We start from the raw sequence: 13,716 nt of genomic DNA on the forward strand, positions 1-13,716 counted from the left end.
GGAATTTCGTATGGCTACCCGTACACGCAGCGGCGGTGGCGGTATCGTCGGCGCGATCCGCGTCGACCTCGCGCAGTTACACGGGGCGTGGATGGAACTCGTCTTCCCCCGACAGCGCGGGCGCGGCCACTCCGTCATGGGCAAGTGGAAACCGGAGACGCTCCCCCAGAAGATCGGCTACTACGGCTGGAGTCTCCTCGGCGCGCTCGGTCTCCTGATCCTCTACCCGCTCACCGTCGTCGGACTCGCGACGCGATTCTACGCGGTCAAACTCGACTCGACGACGACGCGAATCGGCATCCTCGGGATCACCGGCGTTGCCCTCCTGGTCTGGGGGGCACTCACGGTACTCGCCCACCTCAGGCTGCCCTTCGACGCCTTTCTCGCCGTCGCCGCAGCTAGCGCCGTCGCCACACTCGCGACCGCCCTCGCCGCGGTCTGCTCGAAGTTCGGCGGCCGCGTCGTCTCCGTCCTGTTCGCCTACCCGTTCGCGATGACCGCCATCTTCCTCCCGCCGGTCGTCGCCGCTCTCGTGACGCCCTCGCTCGAGCCGTACGTCTTAGAGCCGAGTTACGACCTCGCCGTCTGGCTGCTCGACAACGTCCTCGTCGTCGGCGGTCTCAACGAGTACCTCCGTGCGGAGTACGATCTGGAGGGGGTCGCCTACGCGCTGATGTGGGTCGGCTTCTCCTTCCCGCTCGGCTGGCTCCTCGGAATTCTCGTCTCGCTCGCGAACCTCGTCCGCCCCTCCGAGTGACCGCGGGAGACCTGTTCGGGCCACCGCCAGGACAGTCACCGCAAGAACGATAGTTCCAGCCGTGTAACTAATCGCTATGGCCGCCCCCTCTTCGACGCGGCGATCCCTGCTCGCCGCCGGTGTCGGGACGCTCACGGCCGCCCTCGCCGGCTGTCTCGGCGGTAGTGACGCCTCGGACTTCGAGCCCTGGAACCGCGACGAGCCACTCGACGCCCAGCACGTCACCCAGTACAACGCTCCTGGCTGTGGCTGCTGTGGCGAGTACGCCCGGTACTTCGAGAACCACTTCGAGGGTGAGTTCACGGAGACGACGCCCGAGGACATCAACGCGCTCAAACGCGAGTACGGTATCCCCGACGACCTCTACAGCTGTCACACGCTCGAGGTCGACGGCTACGTCGTCGAGGGCCACGTCCCCGTCGAAGCCATCGACACCCTCCTCACCGACGAACCCGACCTCGTCGGGATCGCCCTCCCCGAGATGCCCTCGGGTTCACCGGGCATGCCCGGCGACGTCGAGGAGACGTTCGTCATCTACGGCTTCGACGCCGACGGAACCTACGACGTCTACACCGAACTCTGACCGGCCAGTAGACCGGAGTCGCCGAGGCTTATACCGCCGGGTCGCGAAGACTCCCGACATGTACAGCGACCTCTTGCTCCCGACCGACGGCAGCGACGGCACCCGCCAGGCGATCAGACACGGTCTCGCCATCGCCGACCGGTTCGAGGCGACCGTCCACGCCCTCGCCGTCCGCAGTGAAGGTCCCTACGGCTCGCTCGAGAGCGACGCCGAACGGGAGGCGGTCGACCGGGAAGTCGAGCGCGCGCTCGAGCGCGTCGGGGCGGACGCGCGACGCCGTGGTCTCGAGACGGTCACCGCCGTCCGTGACGGCGTGCCACACGAGGAGATCCTCGCCTACGCCGACGAGACCGGTATCGACGTGATCGTGATGGGGACGCACGGGCGGACGGGTGTCGACCGCGTCCTCGTCGGCAGCGTCACCGAGCGGGTGGTCCGCGAGGCGGCCGTTCCGGTCGTCACGGTTCGCGCTCGCGACGACCCACAGATCAACGACCCCGAGACGGCCGTATCGATCGCCCGGGAGGCACTCTCCGGGCGCGACTACGAGACGGTCGCGCTCACTGACGATCCCCACCGGACCAGCGGGTCGTGGATCGTTCCGCTCGAGGCCGACGGCGAGTCGATCCACGTCCACGTCGACGCGACGACACGCGACGCGCGCGTGGCGCATCTGGATAGCTGAGGGCTGGAGAACGCTCGCCACTCGAAGTCCGATACCGCCTCGAAAAATTCGGTTCTCGGCTGTCGCGTCGGCTACGAGGTGAGCATCCGGCGCAGGACGAGGTGGAGGATGCCACCGTTCTCGACGTACTCGACGGCCGCAGGCGTTCCGACCTGGGCAGTGACGTCGAACTCGACCTCGCTGCCGTCCTCGAACTCGGCGGTGACGGTGAGTTCGTCCTCGACCTCGAGTCCGTCCTCGAGACCCGTGATCGTGAACACTTCACTGCCGTCGAGACCGAGCGACTCCCAGCTATCGCCCTCCTGGAACTGCAGCGGGAGGACGCCCATGCCGATGAGGTTGTCTCGGTAGATGCGCTCGTAGCCCTCGGCGATGGTCGCACGGATGCCGAGCAAGGAGGTGCCTTTCGCCGCCCAGTCACGGCTCGAACCGGTACCGAGTTCGATGCCGGCCACGACGACGAGCGGCGTCTCGTCCTCGCGGTAGCGCTCTGCGGCCTCGAAGACGGTCGTCTCCTCGTCAGTCGGGTGGTGGACCGTGTAGCCGCCTTCTTTCCCGTCGAGCATCTCGTTCTGGATGCGGACGTTCGCGAAGGTGCCGCGCATCATGACTTCGTGGTTGCCGCGCCGGGAGCCGTAGGTGTTGAACTCGTAGGGTTCGACGCCGCGCTCACTGAGCCACTGGCCTGCGGGTAAGTCCGAACTGAACGGCCCGGCGGGGCTGATGTGGTCGGTCGTGACGGTGTCGCCGAGGGTGAGCAGACAGCGCGCGCCATCGATATCGGAGACGCCGGGTTTCTCGAGCGGGAAGTCCTTGAAGAACGGCGGTTCGCGGATGTAGGTGGACTCGCCGTCCCAGTCGTAGGTGTCGCCGGTGGGTGCCTCGAGGCTCTCCCAGCGCTCGTCGCCTTCGAAGACGCTCGCGTACTTCTCCTCGAACATCTCGGGGGAGACGCTCTCGTGGATGGTCTGGCGGATCTCTTCTGCGTCCGGCCAGACGTCGGCGAGGTAGACCGGTTCGCCCTCGTCGTCGGTGCCCAGCGGCTCCTCTTCTAAGTCGATGTCCATCTTGCCCGCGAGACCGTAGGCCACGACGAGCGGTGGGCTGGCGAGGTAGTTCGCGCGGATCTTCGGGTGGATGCGCGCCTCGAAGTTGCGGTTGCCCGAGAGGACGCTCGTCGTCCAGAGATCGTGTTCGTCGATGGCCGCCTCGATGGGGTCTGCGAGCGGACCGGCGTTGCCGATACAGGTCGTACAGCCGTAGCCAACGACGTGGTAGCCGAGTCCCTCGAGGTCGTCGAGCAGTCCCGACGCCTCGAGATACTCGGTGACGACCTTACTGCCCGGTGCGAGACTCGTCTTGACGTAGTCGGGAACGTCGAGACCCTTCTCGAGGGCGTTACGCGCGAGCAAGCCCGCGGCGATCATCACCGACGGGTTCGAGGTGTTCGTACAGCTCGTAATCGCGCTGACGAGGACGCTCCCGTGGCCGATTTCGACCTCGGTGCCGTCCTCGAGCGTGACCGGGACTTTCTCCTCGAGGTCGAGCCCTGGCTGGGCCATCACCGCACCGCCGTCGCCGCCGGAGTCGCCGCCGACGGCCGACCCGTCGGCGTTCACGACGCCCTGCTCTTCGAGCAGCGCGGGGAAGTGCTCGTCTAACTCGCCCATCGGGATGCGCGCGTGCGGTTTCTTGTGGCCGGCGAGGCTGGGTTCGACGTCACCGAGGTCGAACTCGACGACCTCGGTGTACTCGGGTTCTTGCTCGCCGAAGAGTCCCTGTGCCTCGAGGTACTCGCGGACCATGTCGATGTGGTCGTCGTCGCGGCCGGTGAGTTCGAGGTACTCGAGGGTCTTCTCGTCGACCGGGAAGACGCTGATCGTCGACCCCTGTTCGGGTGCCATGTTCGAAATCGTCGCGCGGTCGGCCACGGAGAGTTTCGAGACGCCGGGACCGAAGAACTCGACGAACTTGTCGACGACGCCGACCTCGCGTAGCTGTTCGGTGATGTGGAGCACGAGGTCGGTCGCCGTCGCCCCCTCGGGGAGTTCGCCCGAGAGGTGGACGCCGACGACGTCGGGGAGGCTCATCGTGATCGGCTGGCCGAGCAGTGCGGCCTCCGCTTCGATTCCACCGACACCCCAGCCGACGACGCCGATGCCGCCGATCATCGGGGTGTGGCTGTCGGTACCGACGAGGGTGTCGGGCAGCAGCCACTGCTCGCCGTCGATTTCGCGCTCGTGAACGACCTGTCCCAGGTGCTCTAGGTTGACCTGGTGGACGATCCCCGTTCCCGGCGGCACGACGTTGAACTCCTCGAAGGCCTGCTGGGCCCACTTGATCGCGCGGTAGCGTTCCTCGTTGCGCTCGTACTCGAGTTCGACGTTCTTCTCGTAGGCGTCTTCGGAGCCGAAGTAGTCGACCTGTACGCTGTGGTCGATCACGAGGTCACAGGGCACCTCGGGTTCGACGACCGCCGGGTCGACGCCTTTACGCTCGGCCGCCGAACGCAGTGCAGCGAGGTCGACGACGGCGGGGACACCGGTGAGGTCCTGAAGGACGACTCGGGAGACGGTGAACGGCACCTCGACGTCCGGGACGTCCGGTTGCCAGGAGGCTGCGTTCCGTACGTCGTCTTCGGTGATCTGTTCACCGTCGACGTTGCGAAGCACCGATTCGAGGAGGATTCTGATGCTGACCGGGAGCTTCGAGAGATCACAGAGTCCTTCGTCCTCGAGAACGGAGAGGTCGGCCATCCGATAGGACGTGCCATCGACCTCCAGTTCTCGGATTGCACCGAGTGGATTCGTTTCGGCCATACTCACGGTTAGGAGGGGTGGGTTTTCAATTGTAGTGTTTTGGTCGCGTCCATGCTATACGTTCGACACCCGTCCTCACTCGAGGCATACGTTTCACCAACCGTGACCGTTCGACTCGAGCAACACGGACGTTTTCGAGACGACACCTGGTGTTCTGTAATACAGTATTCCCATCGTCCTAAAGGCGTGTCTCATTCGCTATCGAAGAACGTCAGAGTGTCCGGCAAGGACAGTGATATATTCGGGCAGCAGGAACCGTCGAATTCGTTCCGCTCGCAGAATCGTTCATTGGAGTGTGCGGAGAGTGATATAAACGTCGCGGAGGCGTGCTCGCTCACTCCGGCCGTGGATACGGGCTGTGACGGCTGGATTACGAACCCAGAGCGACCACCAGTAGCTCACGAGTCGGTCGCCGTAGAAGTGCTCCGTCAGGGATTCGAACCACGCCAAGACGTGCTCGCGACGCTGCGCGCGACTCGTCTGATTAGTATCTCTGAGTGTCGCTTTCCGCTCCTCACGTACGTTCGTCGCAGAAGTGCTCCGTCAGGGATTCGAACCCTGGTCATTGCCGTGAGAGGGCAATATGATTGGCCGGACTACACCAACGGAGCGTCTTACACTCCTCTCTTTCGTCGTGTGGTGTTTAAGCATTCCGTTTCGGACCCGCAGTGTATCGGTGTGACACGGCGCGAGCATGCGCTCGACGCACCGCTCACTCGTCGAACGGTGACTTCGCGGCTTCCGGTTCGAAGCCTTCGAGGCTGATGATGTTCTCACGGCCGACGCGGAGTTTACTGATCGTTCCGTCGTCTTCCATCTCCGAGAGGAGCATACTCACCTTCGACTTCGACCAGCCGGTCTCCTCGACGATGTTCACCTGTTTCATTCGGCCGCCGTTACGACGGATCAGCGCGACGACGCGGTCGTCGTCGGTCAACAGTTCCTCGTCGGGAACCGACAGCGGACTCGCGGCCGGGTCGTGCTCCGATTCACTCGCCGGCGGGAGGTTCTCGAGGTCGACCTCGAGACGCGCCGAGTCTCCCACAGGCTCGGGGTCCTCGTCGCGCTCGCCGTCGTCCACCGTCGGTTCCGTCGGTGAGCGAGCGGAAAGCCGGTACCCAGCGTAGGCGACGCCACCCACCGCGAGGAGTGCGACGAACGCGGCGAGGAGCCAGCCGGCACGGTCAGCCGGTGTGTCGCTCTCGTCGGTCGTCTCCAGGTTCGTGCCCGGGTCGGCGTTGGCGATCTCGGGCGGGAGGAGGACGACCGACCTGATCTCGACGGAGTCGCCGTCACCGCTCCAGCTCACGGTCCGACTCTCCTCGAGTGAGTCTCCGCCGTAGTGGCCGCTGGGATCCGTCCGGTCGAAGACGAGGTCGTCTTCGGCCGTGATCGTCAGCGTCTGCCCCGGCATGACGATGATGCCGGGGTCGAAGACGTCGCCGATAGTGACCCTGCCGTCGTCGTCGACGTGTGCGAACCCGTTCCAGGTAAACTGCATCTCGACGACGCCCATCGCGCTCGGACGGTGGTCGATGCCTGCGCTGCGTTCGAACGACTCTGCCTCCATCTCTCGGTCTGTGTGCTCGTAGCCCGTCGAGGTCAGCGCCTGGGCCTGGTGGACGAAGCGCTCGTAGAGCGGCGTCTCCTCGGCTTCGAACTCTTCGGCGAACGTTCTGAACTCCGCCTCCTCGCTCGCCGTCTCGAGGTAGCGTTCGTAGCGAAACGTCCAGGTCGCGGTGCCGTCTTCGTAGACGACGATTTCGAAGCGCGTCGTGTCGAACTCACCCGCGGTCTGTACGTTCGCGCTCGTCGTGTCGAATCGGTCACTCGGAAACACCTCGAGCGTCGACGCGTCCCCGTGTTCGGTGTCGGCGGCTCCACTGCCGACGGACACGCCGGGTCCACCGACCGCAGCGCCTGCACCGACGGTCACGACCAGGGCGGCGAAAACGACGAGCACTGCCGACCGATGCATTCGTCTATCACTACGTGGCCCGGCTAAAAGACCTTGTGAATACTCCGTTGACAGTCCGTTCTGGAGGGTCTCGACACCCTGACTGTCCACTCGAGCGGAACTGGGGACCGACCACGGCGGTAGGGAGGTCGATACGCACAAACCGGCCGGTCCCCAACCGGACGCTATGATCACCAACGTAGCGGCGGGCGTCCAGGCGTTTACGAGTAACGCGTTTCTCGTCGATGGCAGCCGTCACGTCCTCGTCGACACCGGCGCGAACTTCGACGTCGTGAGCACCCTCCGCGAGCACGTCACCGACCTCGACGCCGTGGTCGTAACGCACACACACCCGGACCACGTCGGTAATCTCGAGGCGGTCACCGACGCCTTCGACGTCGAGGTCTGGGGGTTCGATCCGACGGCCGACGGTATCGGCCACCGGCTTCGAGACGGCGAGACGGTAGCGATGGGAGACCACACCTACGAGGTCCTCCACACGCCGGGCCACAAAGACGACCACGTCTGTTGTTACGCTCGCACACCGGGCGTCCTCTTCGCGGGCGACCTCGTCTTCCAGAACGGGAGTTTCGGCAGGACCGACCTCCCCGAGGGCGACCGCCAGACGTTGATCGAGAGCATCGACCGCCTCCTGGCGGCGGTCGACCCGGACCTCGCCGAGATGCACACCGGCCACGGACCGAGCGTGACGACCGATCCGTACCGTCACGTCGAACTCGCCGCACAGATGGCCCGACGGGTCTGATTCTCGCGTTTTCGGACGTGGGAAGAAGTCAGAACTCGTCTTTCAGTCCGTAAAAGCCCGGTTCGTCGTCACGTCGCGGCTCGGCGACCACGAGGTCGTCGGCGTTGACCACGACCCAGGGAATCGCCCAGTCGAGCAAGATCACTTCCGTCTCCGGCTCGAGTTCGGCGTCGGGCTCGAGTCCCTGGAGGAGGCGAGCGATCTCGTAGACGGTGTACATCTGGTCGGTCTCGAGTAACTCCGCTGGTGTGTAGAAGTCACACGGCGGGAGTCGCTCGAACTCCGATTTGGCGACTGGCATACCCCGACTACGGCGGTCGTCGTCTAAACGGTGCGGATTTCGCCCTCGGCGGGCGCCGTCGCTCTCCGGTCGAATCCGTCGCAAAAATGTCGAAGATCAGGTCTCGTCGACTACTCGAAGTGGTCGAGGCACTTCTGGTACTCTTCGCTCACCTTCTCCCAGTTGACGACGTCGAAGAAGCCCTCGATGAAGCTGCCACGGTCCGGACCGTAGTCGTGGTAGTACGAGTGCTCCCAGACGTCACACGCCAGGATTGGGTGGGCACCCCACAGCGCGTGGAGGTCGTGTTTGTCGACGGTGAGGTTGCGCAGTTGCTTGGCGACGGGGTCGTAGACTAACAGCGCCCAGCCGCCGGCGGCACCCGCTGCCGCTTCGAACTCGCCTTTCCAGGCGTCGTAGGAGCCGAAGTCGGCTTCGATCCGCTCGGCGAGTGCACCCTCTGGCTCGTCGCCGCCCTCTGGTGACATGTTCTCCCAGAACAGCGTGTGGAGATAGTGGCCACAGCCATTGTGGGTCACACTCTTCATCGCGGCGGGACTCCCGCCGAAGTCGCCGCTCTCGCGGTTCTCCGCGAGCGTCTCCTCGGCACTGTTGAGTCCGTTCACGTACCCCTGATGGTGGGTGTCGTGGTGCCAGGTGACGACCTGTTCTGAGATGGCCGGTTCGAGCGCGTCGTAATCGTACGGAAGTGGTGGAAGTTCGTGATCAGTCATTGTGAACACCTCTACGGTTTCTGCATCGTCCGCTCGCCTGTTAAATATTGAGGAGTGGAATGCTATCACGACGCACGAGCGGCTGGCCGTGACGGCCGCCTCCTCGTCCTGCGAGCAGCAACCACCACCCGTTTCGAGATAAAGCTTACAACCGCGCTCGCGGGCACCTGACGGTCGGTTTCTGTGACAACACACGACGGTGTTCGTCGGCGGCGTCGGCTACTCTCCCTCTTTGTGCTGGGCGTGTTCGAGCCACTCCTCGAGTGAGGGCTGGCCCCAGTAGCGGACCGTCGCACTCCGAATGTCGTGCTCGAGTACGCCTGCGTCCGCGAGTTTCGGGAGGTGGACGTGCTGCAGTGTCGTGAGGACTTGCGTCCGATGGTCGTCGGACGGCGGACTGTCCGTCTCGAGTCGGAGGACGTACTCTGTAATCTCGGAAACCGTCGCGACGCCGTCGGGCATGTCGTAGAGGTAATACAGCGCGTACCGTCGCCGTTCGTCCGAGAGGACGTCGAAGACGAGGTTGAGCGGGAGCGTCTCGGCTTCAGAGAGGGTTGCACTCCCTCGCTCAGTTTCACGCATCCGTAAACCACCTACCGTGAGTTACCATTCGAAACCACCAAGGGACCCTACTCCACCATCTGCATTAGATGTTGCGTCTATCTAGAACGGTATATGTGTTCTCCCTGCCACCACTTCGAATCGAACACGACTCGAGAAACAGCGCTCGAGAGTGCTCCTAGATCTCACTCTCCGGCCGGCACACTAGATACAAAATCTGAGAGATCCGTCCACGTCACGGCCCGGGTGGACGGTCACCGTCCGCTTGTCATAAACGGGAACGCGAGTTGACGAGTGTCGACAGGGGAGTCCGTCCCGACGGGCGCGGTCGCTCACCGGTCTCGAACACGCGAAAAATCGACTCGGCCGCGCTCGGGCGACGCTGGTTACTCGTAGAGCCAGCCAGCGTCGTGCTGGTCGTAGTCGATGAGCTCGTCCTCGTCGAAGTGGATCGCGATCTCGCGTTCGTTCGCGCCCTCGTCCTCGTGGTCGGCGGCGTGGACGACGTTTCGGCCGAGGTCGAGCGCGTAATCGCCGCGGATCGTTCCCGGCGCTGCCTCGAGCGGATCGGTCGCGCCGATCATCTGGCGAACCTGACGCGTCGCGTCCTGGCCCTCCCAGACCATCGGGACGGCCGGTCCCGACGTGATGAACTCGATGAGGTCGTCGAAAAAGGGCTTGTCCTCGTGTTCGGCGTAGTGCTCTTCGGCCCGCTCACGAGGCATGTTGATGACCTTGATTCCGACGAGTTTGAGCCCGCGCTCCTCGAGTCTCGAGACGATTTCGCCGACGAGTCCGCGTGCGAACGCGTCCGGCTTGACCATCACGAAGGTGCGCTCGTCTGCACTCATTGGCCGTCCTCGTCGCCCGCTTCGGTGTCGGTCTCGTCAACCGTTTCCTCTTCGGCGTCTTCCTCTGCCGCCGCCTCGTCGTCTTCGTCTTCGAGGTCTGCCTCGGTCTCGAGGTCTTCGTCCTCGCTCGCCTCGACCTGCTCGTCGCTCTCGTCTGCGTCGCTCTGGACGGGCGTCTTGCCACGGCGGCCTTCGGCGGTCCACTCGAGGTCACGCGGTTCGCGCCCGAGCAGGTAGTTTTTCTCCGCTTTCGAGTCGGCGAAGTGTAAGACAGTGCCGTCGTTGCGGACGTACATGATGCCCGTTCCGGGTTCGATCTCTTTGCCGCTGTAGTCGCAGGTTCGGTGCTCGACCATCGTCACTGTCCTCCAATGGAGTCGGCCTCTCGGGCGGTCTCACGAAGCTGTAAGATGTCGCCTTCGCGGACCGGTCCGAGACAGTTTCGGGTGATGATTCGGCCTTTGTTCTCGCCCTCCTGAATCCGGCACTTGACCTGCATGGCTTCACCGTGCATGCCGGTCTTGCCGACGATCTCGATGACCTCGGCGGACGTGGAACTGCTTTCTCCCTCTTCAGCGCTCATCTTCGATCACCTCAGCTGAGGTCCTCGAGTTTTCCAGCGATGTCCTCGACGTCGCTCGAGGCCTCGCCTGCGCTGACGATTGCGGCAGCCGCAGAGCCGACTTCGAGCCCTGCTGCGTGGCCGACGTCGTCCTGCGTCTCGACGAAGACGACGGGGATTCCCTTCTCGGCGGCGAGTTCGGGAATGTGCATGACGATCTCCTCGGGGGAGACGTCTTCGGCGACGTAGACGAGGTCCGCGTTACCGCGCTCGATCGCTTTGGTGGTCTCGTTCGTTCCTTTCTTGACGCTGCCGGTGTCTCGAGCGACCTCGAGCGCCTCGAGGGCGTCGTCGGCGAGGTCGGCTGGGACGTCGATTGTAACGTATACTGACATTGGTTGTTCACCTCTTCTACGCGTGGGCTCGCGCTCCCCTGCCGTCCGGAGCCGCAGTGACGTGACTCCGTGCCGGAACGTTCCGGCGGAGGTCCTGTGGGGCTAGGAGCATCATCAACCCCGCGTAGGGTGTACGCCAGAGTAGCCCCGCCCCCCTTAAAAGCGTGTCCAAACGGTCGACGGTGTGAGACTACTCCTCACGGTCACCCGAGTGGTGCACGTGAGTGTCGTCGCCCGCGAGCGGCGCGTGCACGAACGGCCAGTTACGGCCCGAAAGGACGCGGTTTCGTTCGGCCGGTAGTGGCTGCACCGAACGCTCGTCGTCGTTCTCCTCCCGTAAACATATCTCTCTGCGGTCGTGTCAGCCAGGCGCTCGCAGCCGACGGCTCGCCTTCGACCGGAGCGCGTAACGCCGACCGACGAGGAGTGACAACCCATACGCTCTTGAGGCACCTCCGACCACTAGACGCCATGACCGTCGATATCGGCGCGCTCGCCGACTCCCTCCTGGCGGAGGCGACCGCGACGAACGAGCGACGGGCGCTGGTGCTCGCGGGCGGGCGCGAGCGAGGATACGAGGCGCTCGAGTCGCTGCTCGCCCACCTGCCGATCCCGATTACGGAAACGACGCTCGTCGGTCCCGACGACCGCCTCCGCTGTGCGCACTGTCCGCAGGCGAACGCGACACGGCTGCTCGGCACGACTCGTACAGTGGTCGCCATCGACGCCCACGCGGAACTCCGGCCGAACGCGCTCGGAAGCGTCGTCGGCGCGGTCGACGGCGGCGGTCTCTTGGTGGTGCTCACCCCATCACTCGAGCGCTGGCCCGCTCGTCGCGACGGCTTCGACGAGTCGCTCGCCGTCCCCCCGTTCTCCGTCGAGGACGTCACCGGCCACTTCCGTCGGCGTCTCGTCGAGACGCTCGAGAGCCACCGCGGAATCGCACTCGTCGACCTCGAGCGCTCGCGCGTGCGCGCCGATGGACTGGTTCACCCACCGCCGACACGCTCGACGGCGAAGCCGACGGAGACCGACTTCGAGCGGGTCCGACCGGACTCGAGCGTCTTCCCTCGCGCTGCCTACGAGGCCTGCTACACCACAGACCAGGCTGACGCCCTCCACACGTTCGAGCACCTCGCCGACGGACCGACCGCCGTCGTCCTGGAGGCCGACCGCGGCCGGGGGAAGTCGAGCGCCGCGGGACTGGCGGCCGGTGCGTTCGCCGCCGCAGGCGAGGACGTCCTCGTCACCGCTAGCTCGGCGGCGAACGCCGCCGAAGTGTTCGCCCGCGCGGGCGACCTGTGCGAGACGCTCGACTGTACACTCGAGACCGCCGAAACGGCCGCCGCTGGTGACGGCTCACCGCTCGTCCGTACCGACACCGGCGGCCACGTCCGGTTCGCGCCGCCGCTCGAGACCGTCGACGCCTGTGCCGACGCCGACGTGGTCCTCGTCGACGAGGCCGCGGCGCTCCCCGTGCGCGTCCTCGAGTCACTGCTCGCGGCCGACCGCATCGCCTTCGCGACGACCGTCCACGGCTACGAAGGCGCAGGTCGGGGCTTCTCGGTCCGGTTTCGCGACCGACTGGCGGAGGCTCGCCACGCCGTCGAATCGTACACGCTCGCTGATCCGATCCGGTACGCGGCGGGCGACCCGCTCGAGGTCTGGGCGTTTCGCGCGCTCTTACTCGACGCGCGCCCGCCCGTCGACCCGCTCGTCGCCGAGGCGACGCCCGAGACGGTCAGCTACCGGCCGCTCTCGGCCGCCGACGTACTCGCCGACGAGCACCTCCTCCGGGAGGCGTTCGGCCTGCTCGTCCTCGCACACTACCGGACCGAGCCGAACGACCTCGCCCGACTGCTCGACGCACCGAACCTCGAGATCCGTGCGCTCTGTCACGAGGGCCACGTCGTGAGCGTCTGCCTGCTCGCGCGCGAGGGCGCACTCCCGGCCGAGGTCCGCGCCGAGATGTACGAGGGCGGGCGCGTCCGCGGAAACATGCTTCCCGACGTGCTGACGAGCCAGCTACGCGACGAACGGGCGGGAGCGCCGGTCGGCCTGCGGGTGATGCGCATCGCGACCCACCACGCCGTCCGCTCGCGCGGACTCGGCTCGTACCTCCTCGAGCGCGTCCGCGAGGAGTTCGAATCCGCGGTCGACTGGCTCGGCACCGGCTTCGGGGCCACGCCCGACTTACTCGACTTCTGGGCACACAACGGCTACGGGACGGTCCACGTCTCCACCCGCCGCAACGACGCCAGCGGCGAACACTCGGCGATCATGCTCTCGCCGACGAGTGAGGCGGGACGCGCCCTCGCCGAGCGCCACGCGGCGTGGTTCGCCCGCCGGGTTCCCGCCCTCTGTGCGGACAGCCTCGCGGCTCTCGAGGCGGACGTCGTTCGTGCCGTCCTCCGAAGTGTGGCCCTCGACGACCCGCCAGCGCTCGAGGTGACGCCCCACGAGTGGCGCGTCGTCGCGGGCGCGGCCTACGGCCCGGGGCTGTTCGACGTCGATCCCGGCCCGTTCCGCCCGCTCGTCGTGCGCTACTTCCTCGACACAGAAACAGCGGGGGTGCTCACCGCGCGCGAGGAACGCCTCCTCGTGGAACGGATCCTCCAGGCGCAGACGTGGGAACGAGTCGCCGCCGACCTCGAGTACCACTCGACGGGAACCTGTATGCGCGCCTTCGGCGACGCGCTCTGTCCGCTCGTCGACCGCTACGGCACCGAGGTCGCCCTGGACGAACGCGAGCGCTTTCTCGAGTGA

General features: G+C 65.5%; 14 protein-coding genes and 1 tRNA gene. 5 read left to right on the forward strand and 10 right to left on the reverse strand.

Annotated elements, in window-relative coordinates; genetic code table 11:
* The first annotated feature begins 10 nt into the window (after positions 1 to 10).
* The 3 genes from N0B15_RS07520 to N0B15_RS07530 all read left to right on the forward strand — a co-directional run bounded on the left by N0B15_RS07520 (position 11) and on the right by N0B15_RS07530 (position 2,025).
* Positions 11 to 757, forward strand: a complete 747-nt coding sequence (locus tag N0B15_RS07520) for a hypothetical protein (RefSeq protein ID WP_263019035.1) — start codon at positions 11 to 13, stop codon at positions 755 to 757.
* 76 nt (positions 758 to 833) lie between these two features.
* Complete coding sequence (locus N0B15_RS07525) at positions 834 to 1,340, forward strand: DUF411 domain-containing protein (RefSeq protein ID WP_263019036.1); 507 nt, start codon at positions 834 to 836, stop codon at positions 1,338 to 1,340.
* 58 nt (positions 1,341 to 1,398) lie between these two features.
* Positions 1,399 to 2,025 carry a universal stress protein gene (locus N0B15_RS07530; protein WP_263019037.1) on the forward strand — a complete coding sequence of 209 codons (627 nt, stop codon included), beginning with the start codon at positions 1,399 to 1,401 and terminating at the stop codon, positions 2,023 to 2,025.
* 71 nt (positions 2,026 to 2,096) lie between these two features.
* On the opposite strand, the gene acnA is transcribed toward N0B15_RS07530, so the two are convergent.
* The 3 genes from acnA to N0B15_RS07545 form a co-directional block, all read right to left on the reverse strand.
* Complete coding sequence (gene acnA / locus N0B15_RS07535; RefSeq protein ID WP_263019038.1) at positions 2,097 to 4,844, reverse strand: aconitate hydratase AcnA; 2,748 nt, start codon at positions 4,842 to 4,844, stop codon at positions 2,097 to 2,099.
* Positions 4,845 to 5,380: 536 nt separating this feature from the next.
* A tRNA-Glu gene (locus tag N0B15_RS07540) sits at positions 5,381 to 5,455 on the reverse strand.
* A gap of 101 nt (positions 5,456 to 5,556) precedes the next feature.
* A complete protein-coding gene (locus N0B15_RS07545; RefSeq protein ID WP_263019039.1) occupies positions 5,557 to 6,822 on the reverse strand; it encodes a helix-turn-helix transcriptional regulator in 1,266 nt (421 codons plus the stop codon).
* Positions 6,823 to 6,988: 166 nt separating this feature from the next.
* Here N0B15_RS07545 and N0B15_RS07550 point away from each other — a divergent pair, with 166 nt between their 5' ends.
* Entirely contained in the window at positions 6,989 to 7,567 is a 579-nt protein-coding gene (locus N0B15_RS07550) for an MBL fold metallo-hydrolase (RefSeq protein WP_263019040.1), read from the forward strand.
* 28 nt (positions 7,568 to 7,595) lie between these two features.
* On the opposite strand, the gene N0B15_RS07555 is transcribed toward N0B15_RS07550, so the two are convergent.
* The 7 genes from N0B15_RS07555 to rpl7ae all read right to left on the reverse strand — a co-directional run bounded on the left by N0B15_RS07555 (position 7,596) and on the right by rpl7ae (position 10,950).
* Positions 7,596 to 7,868, reverse strand: a complete 273-nt coding sequence (locus N0B15_RS07555) for a DUF5827 family protein (RefSeq protein ID WP_263019041.1) — start codon at positions 7,866 to 7,868, stop codon at positions 7,596 to 7,598.
* Positions 7,869 to 7,978: 110 nt separating this feature from the next.
* On the reverse strand, positions 7,979 to 8,581 hold the full coding sequence (gene sod / locus N0B15_RS07560; protein WP_263019042.1) for a superoxide dismutase: 603 nt from the start codon (positions 8,579 to 8,581) through the stop codon (positions 7,979 to 7,981).
* Positions 8,582 to 8,800: 219 nt separating this feature from the next.
* Positions 8,801 to 9,163: a DUF7344 domain-containing protein gene (locus tag N0B15_RS07565; RefSeq protein ID WP_263019043.1), complete on the reverse strand. Its 363-nt coding sequence runs from the start codon at positions 9,161 to 9,163 to the stop codon at positions 8,801 to 8,803.
* A 365-nt stretch (positions 9,164 to 9,528) separates the two neighbouring features.
* Positions 9,529 to 9,993 carry a nucleoside-diphosphate kinase gene (gene ndk / locus N0B15_RS07570; RefSeq protein WP_263019044.1) on the reverse strand — a complete coding sequence of 155 codons (465 nt, stop codon included), beginning with the start codon at positions 9,991 to 9,993 and terminating at the stop codon, positions 9,529 to 9,531.
* Positions 9,990 to 10,349, reverse strand: coding sequence for a 50S ribosomal protein L24e (locus N0B15_RS07575; RefSeq protein WP_263019045.1), 360 nt, complete (start codon positions 10,347 to 10,349; stop codon positions 9,990 to 9,992). Before N0B15_RS07575 ends, ndk begins: the two co-directional genes overlap by 4 nt.
* A gap of 2 nt (positions 10,350 to 10,351) precedes the next feature.
* On the reverse strand, positions 10,352 to 10,576 hold the full coding sequence (locus N0B15_RS07580; RefSeq protein WP_263019046.1) for a 30S ribosomal protein S28e: 225 nt from the start codon (positions 10,574 to 10,576) through the stop codon (positions 10,352 to 10,354).
* 11 nt (positions 10,577 to 10,587) lie between these two features.
* The gene (gene rpl7ae / locus N0B15_RS07585) at positions 10,588 to 10,950 is read right to left on the reverse strand and encodes a 50S ribosomal protein L7Ae (RefSeq protein WP_263019047.1); all 363 of its coding nucleotides are present in this window, start codon (positions 10,948 to 10,950) and stop codon (positions 10,588 to 10,590) included.
* Positions 10,951 to 11,421: 471 nt separating this feature from the next.
* Here rpl7ae and tmcA point away from each other — a divergent pair, with 471 nt between their 5' ends.
* Positions 11,422 to 13,716 carry a tRNA(Met) cytidine acetyltransferase TmcA gene (gene tmcA / locus N0B15_RS07590; RefSeq protein ID WP_263019048.1) on the forward strand — a complete coding sequence of 765 codons (2,295 nt, stop codon included), beginning with the start codon at positions 11,422 to 11,424 and terminating at the stop codon, positions 13,714 to 13,716.

The sequence above is a fragment of the Natronobiforma cellulositropha genome, from assembly GCF_025629245.1.
Lineage (GTDB): Archaea > Halobacteriota > Halobacteria > Halobacteriales > Natrialbaceae > Natronobiforma > Natronobiforma cellulositropha.

Excerpts from the sequence above, each read along its gene's own strand:
- N0B15_RS07520 (WP_263019035.1), top strand. The coding sequence starts at position 11 with ATGGCTACCCGTACACGCAGCGGCGGTGGCGGTATCGTCGGCGCGATC.
- N0B15_RS07525 (WP_263019036.1), top strand. The coding sequence starts at position 834 with ATGGCCGCCCCCTCTTCGACGCGGCGATCCCTGCTCGCCGCCGGTGTC.
- N0B15_RS07530 (WP_263019037.1), top strand. The coding sequence starts at position 1,399 with ATGTACAGCGACCTCTTGCTCCCGACCGACGGCAGCGACGGCACCCGC.
- acnA (WP_263019038.1), bottom strand. The coding sequence starts at position 4,844 with ATGGCCGAAACGAATCCACTCGGTGCAATCCGAGAACTGGAGGTCGAT.
- N0B15_RS07545 (WP_263019039.1), bottom strand. The coding sequence starts at position 6,822 with ATGCATCGGTCGGCAGTGCTCGTCGTTTTCGCCGCCCTGGTCGTGACC.
- N0B15_RS07550 (WP_263019040.1), top strand. The coding sequence starts at position 6,989 with ATGATCACCAACGTAGCGGCGGGCGTCCAGGCGTTTACGAGTAACGCG.
- N0B15_RS07555 (WP_263019041.1), bottom strand. The coding sequence starts at position 7,868 with ATGCCAGTCGCCAAATCGGAGTTCGAGCGACTCCCGCCGTGTGACTTC.
- sod (WP_263019042.1), bottom strand. The coding sequence starts at position 8,581 with ATGACTGATCACGAACTTCCACCACTTCCGTACGATTACGACGCGCTC.
- N0B15_RS07565 (WP_263019043.1), bottom strand. The coding sequence starts at position 9,163 with ATGCGTGAAACTGAGCGAGGGAGTGCAACCCTCTCTGAAGCCGAGACG.
- ndk (WP_263019044.1), bottom strand. The coding sequence starts at position 9,993 with ATGAGTGCAGACGAGCGCACCTTCGTGATGGTCAAGCCGGACGCGTTC.
- N0B15_RS07575 (WP_263019045.1), bottom strand. The coding sequence starts at position 10,349 with ATGGTCGAGCACCGAACCTGCGACTACAGCGGCAAAGAGATCGAACCC.
- N0B15_RS07580 (WP_263019046.1), bottom strand. The coding sequence starts at position 10,576 with ATGAGCGCTGAAGAGGGAGAAAGCAGTTCCACGTCCGCCGAGGTCATC.
- rpl7ae (WP_263019047.1), bottom strand. The coding sequence starts at position 10,950 with ATGTCAGTATACGTTACAATCGACGTCCCAGCCGACCTCGCCGACGAC.
- tmcA (WP_263019048.1), top strand. The coding sequence starts at position 11,422 with ATGACCGTCGATATCGGCGCGCTCGCCGACTCCCTCCTGGCGGAGGCG.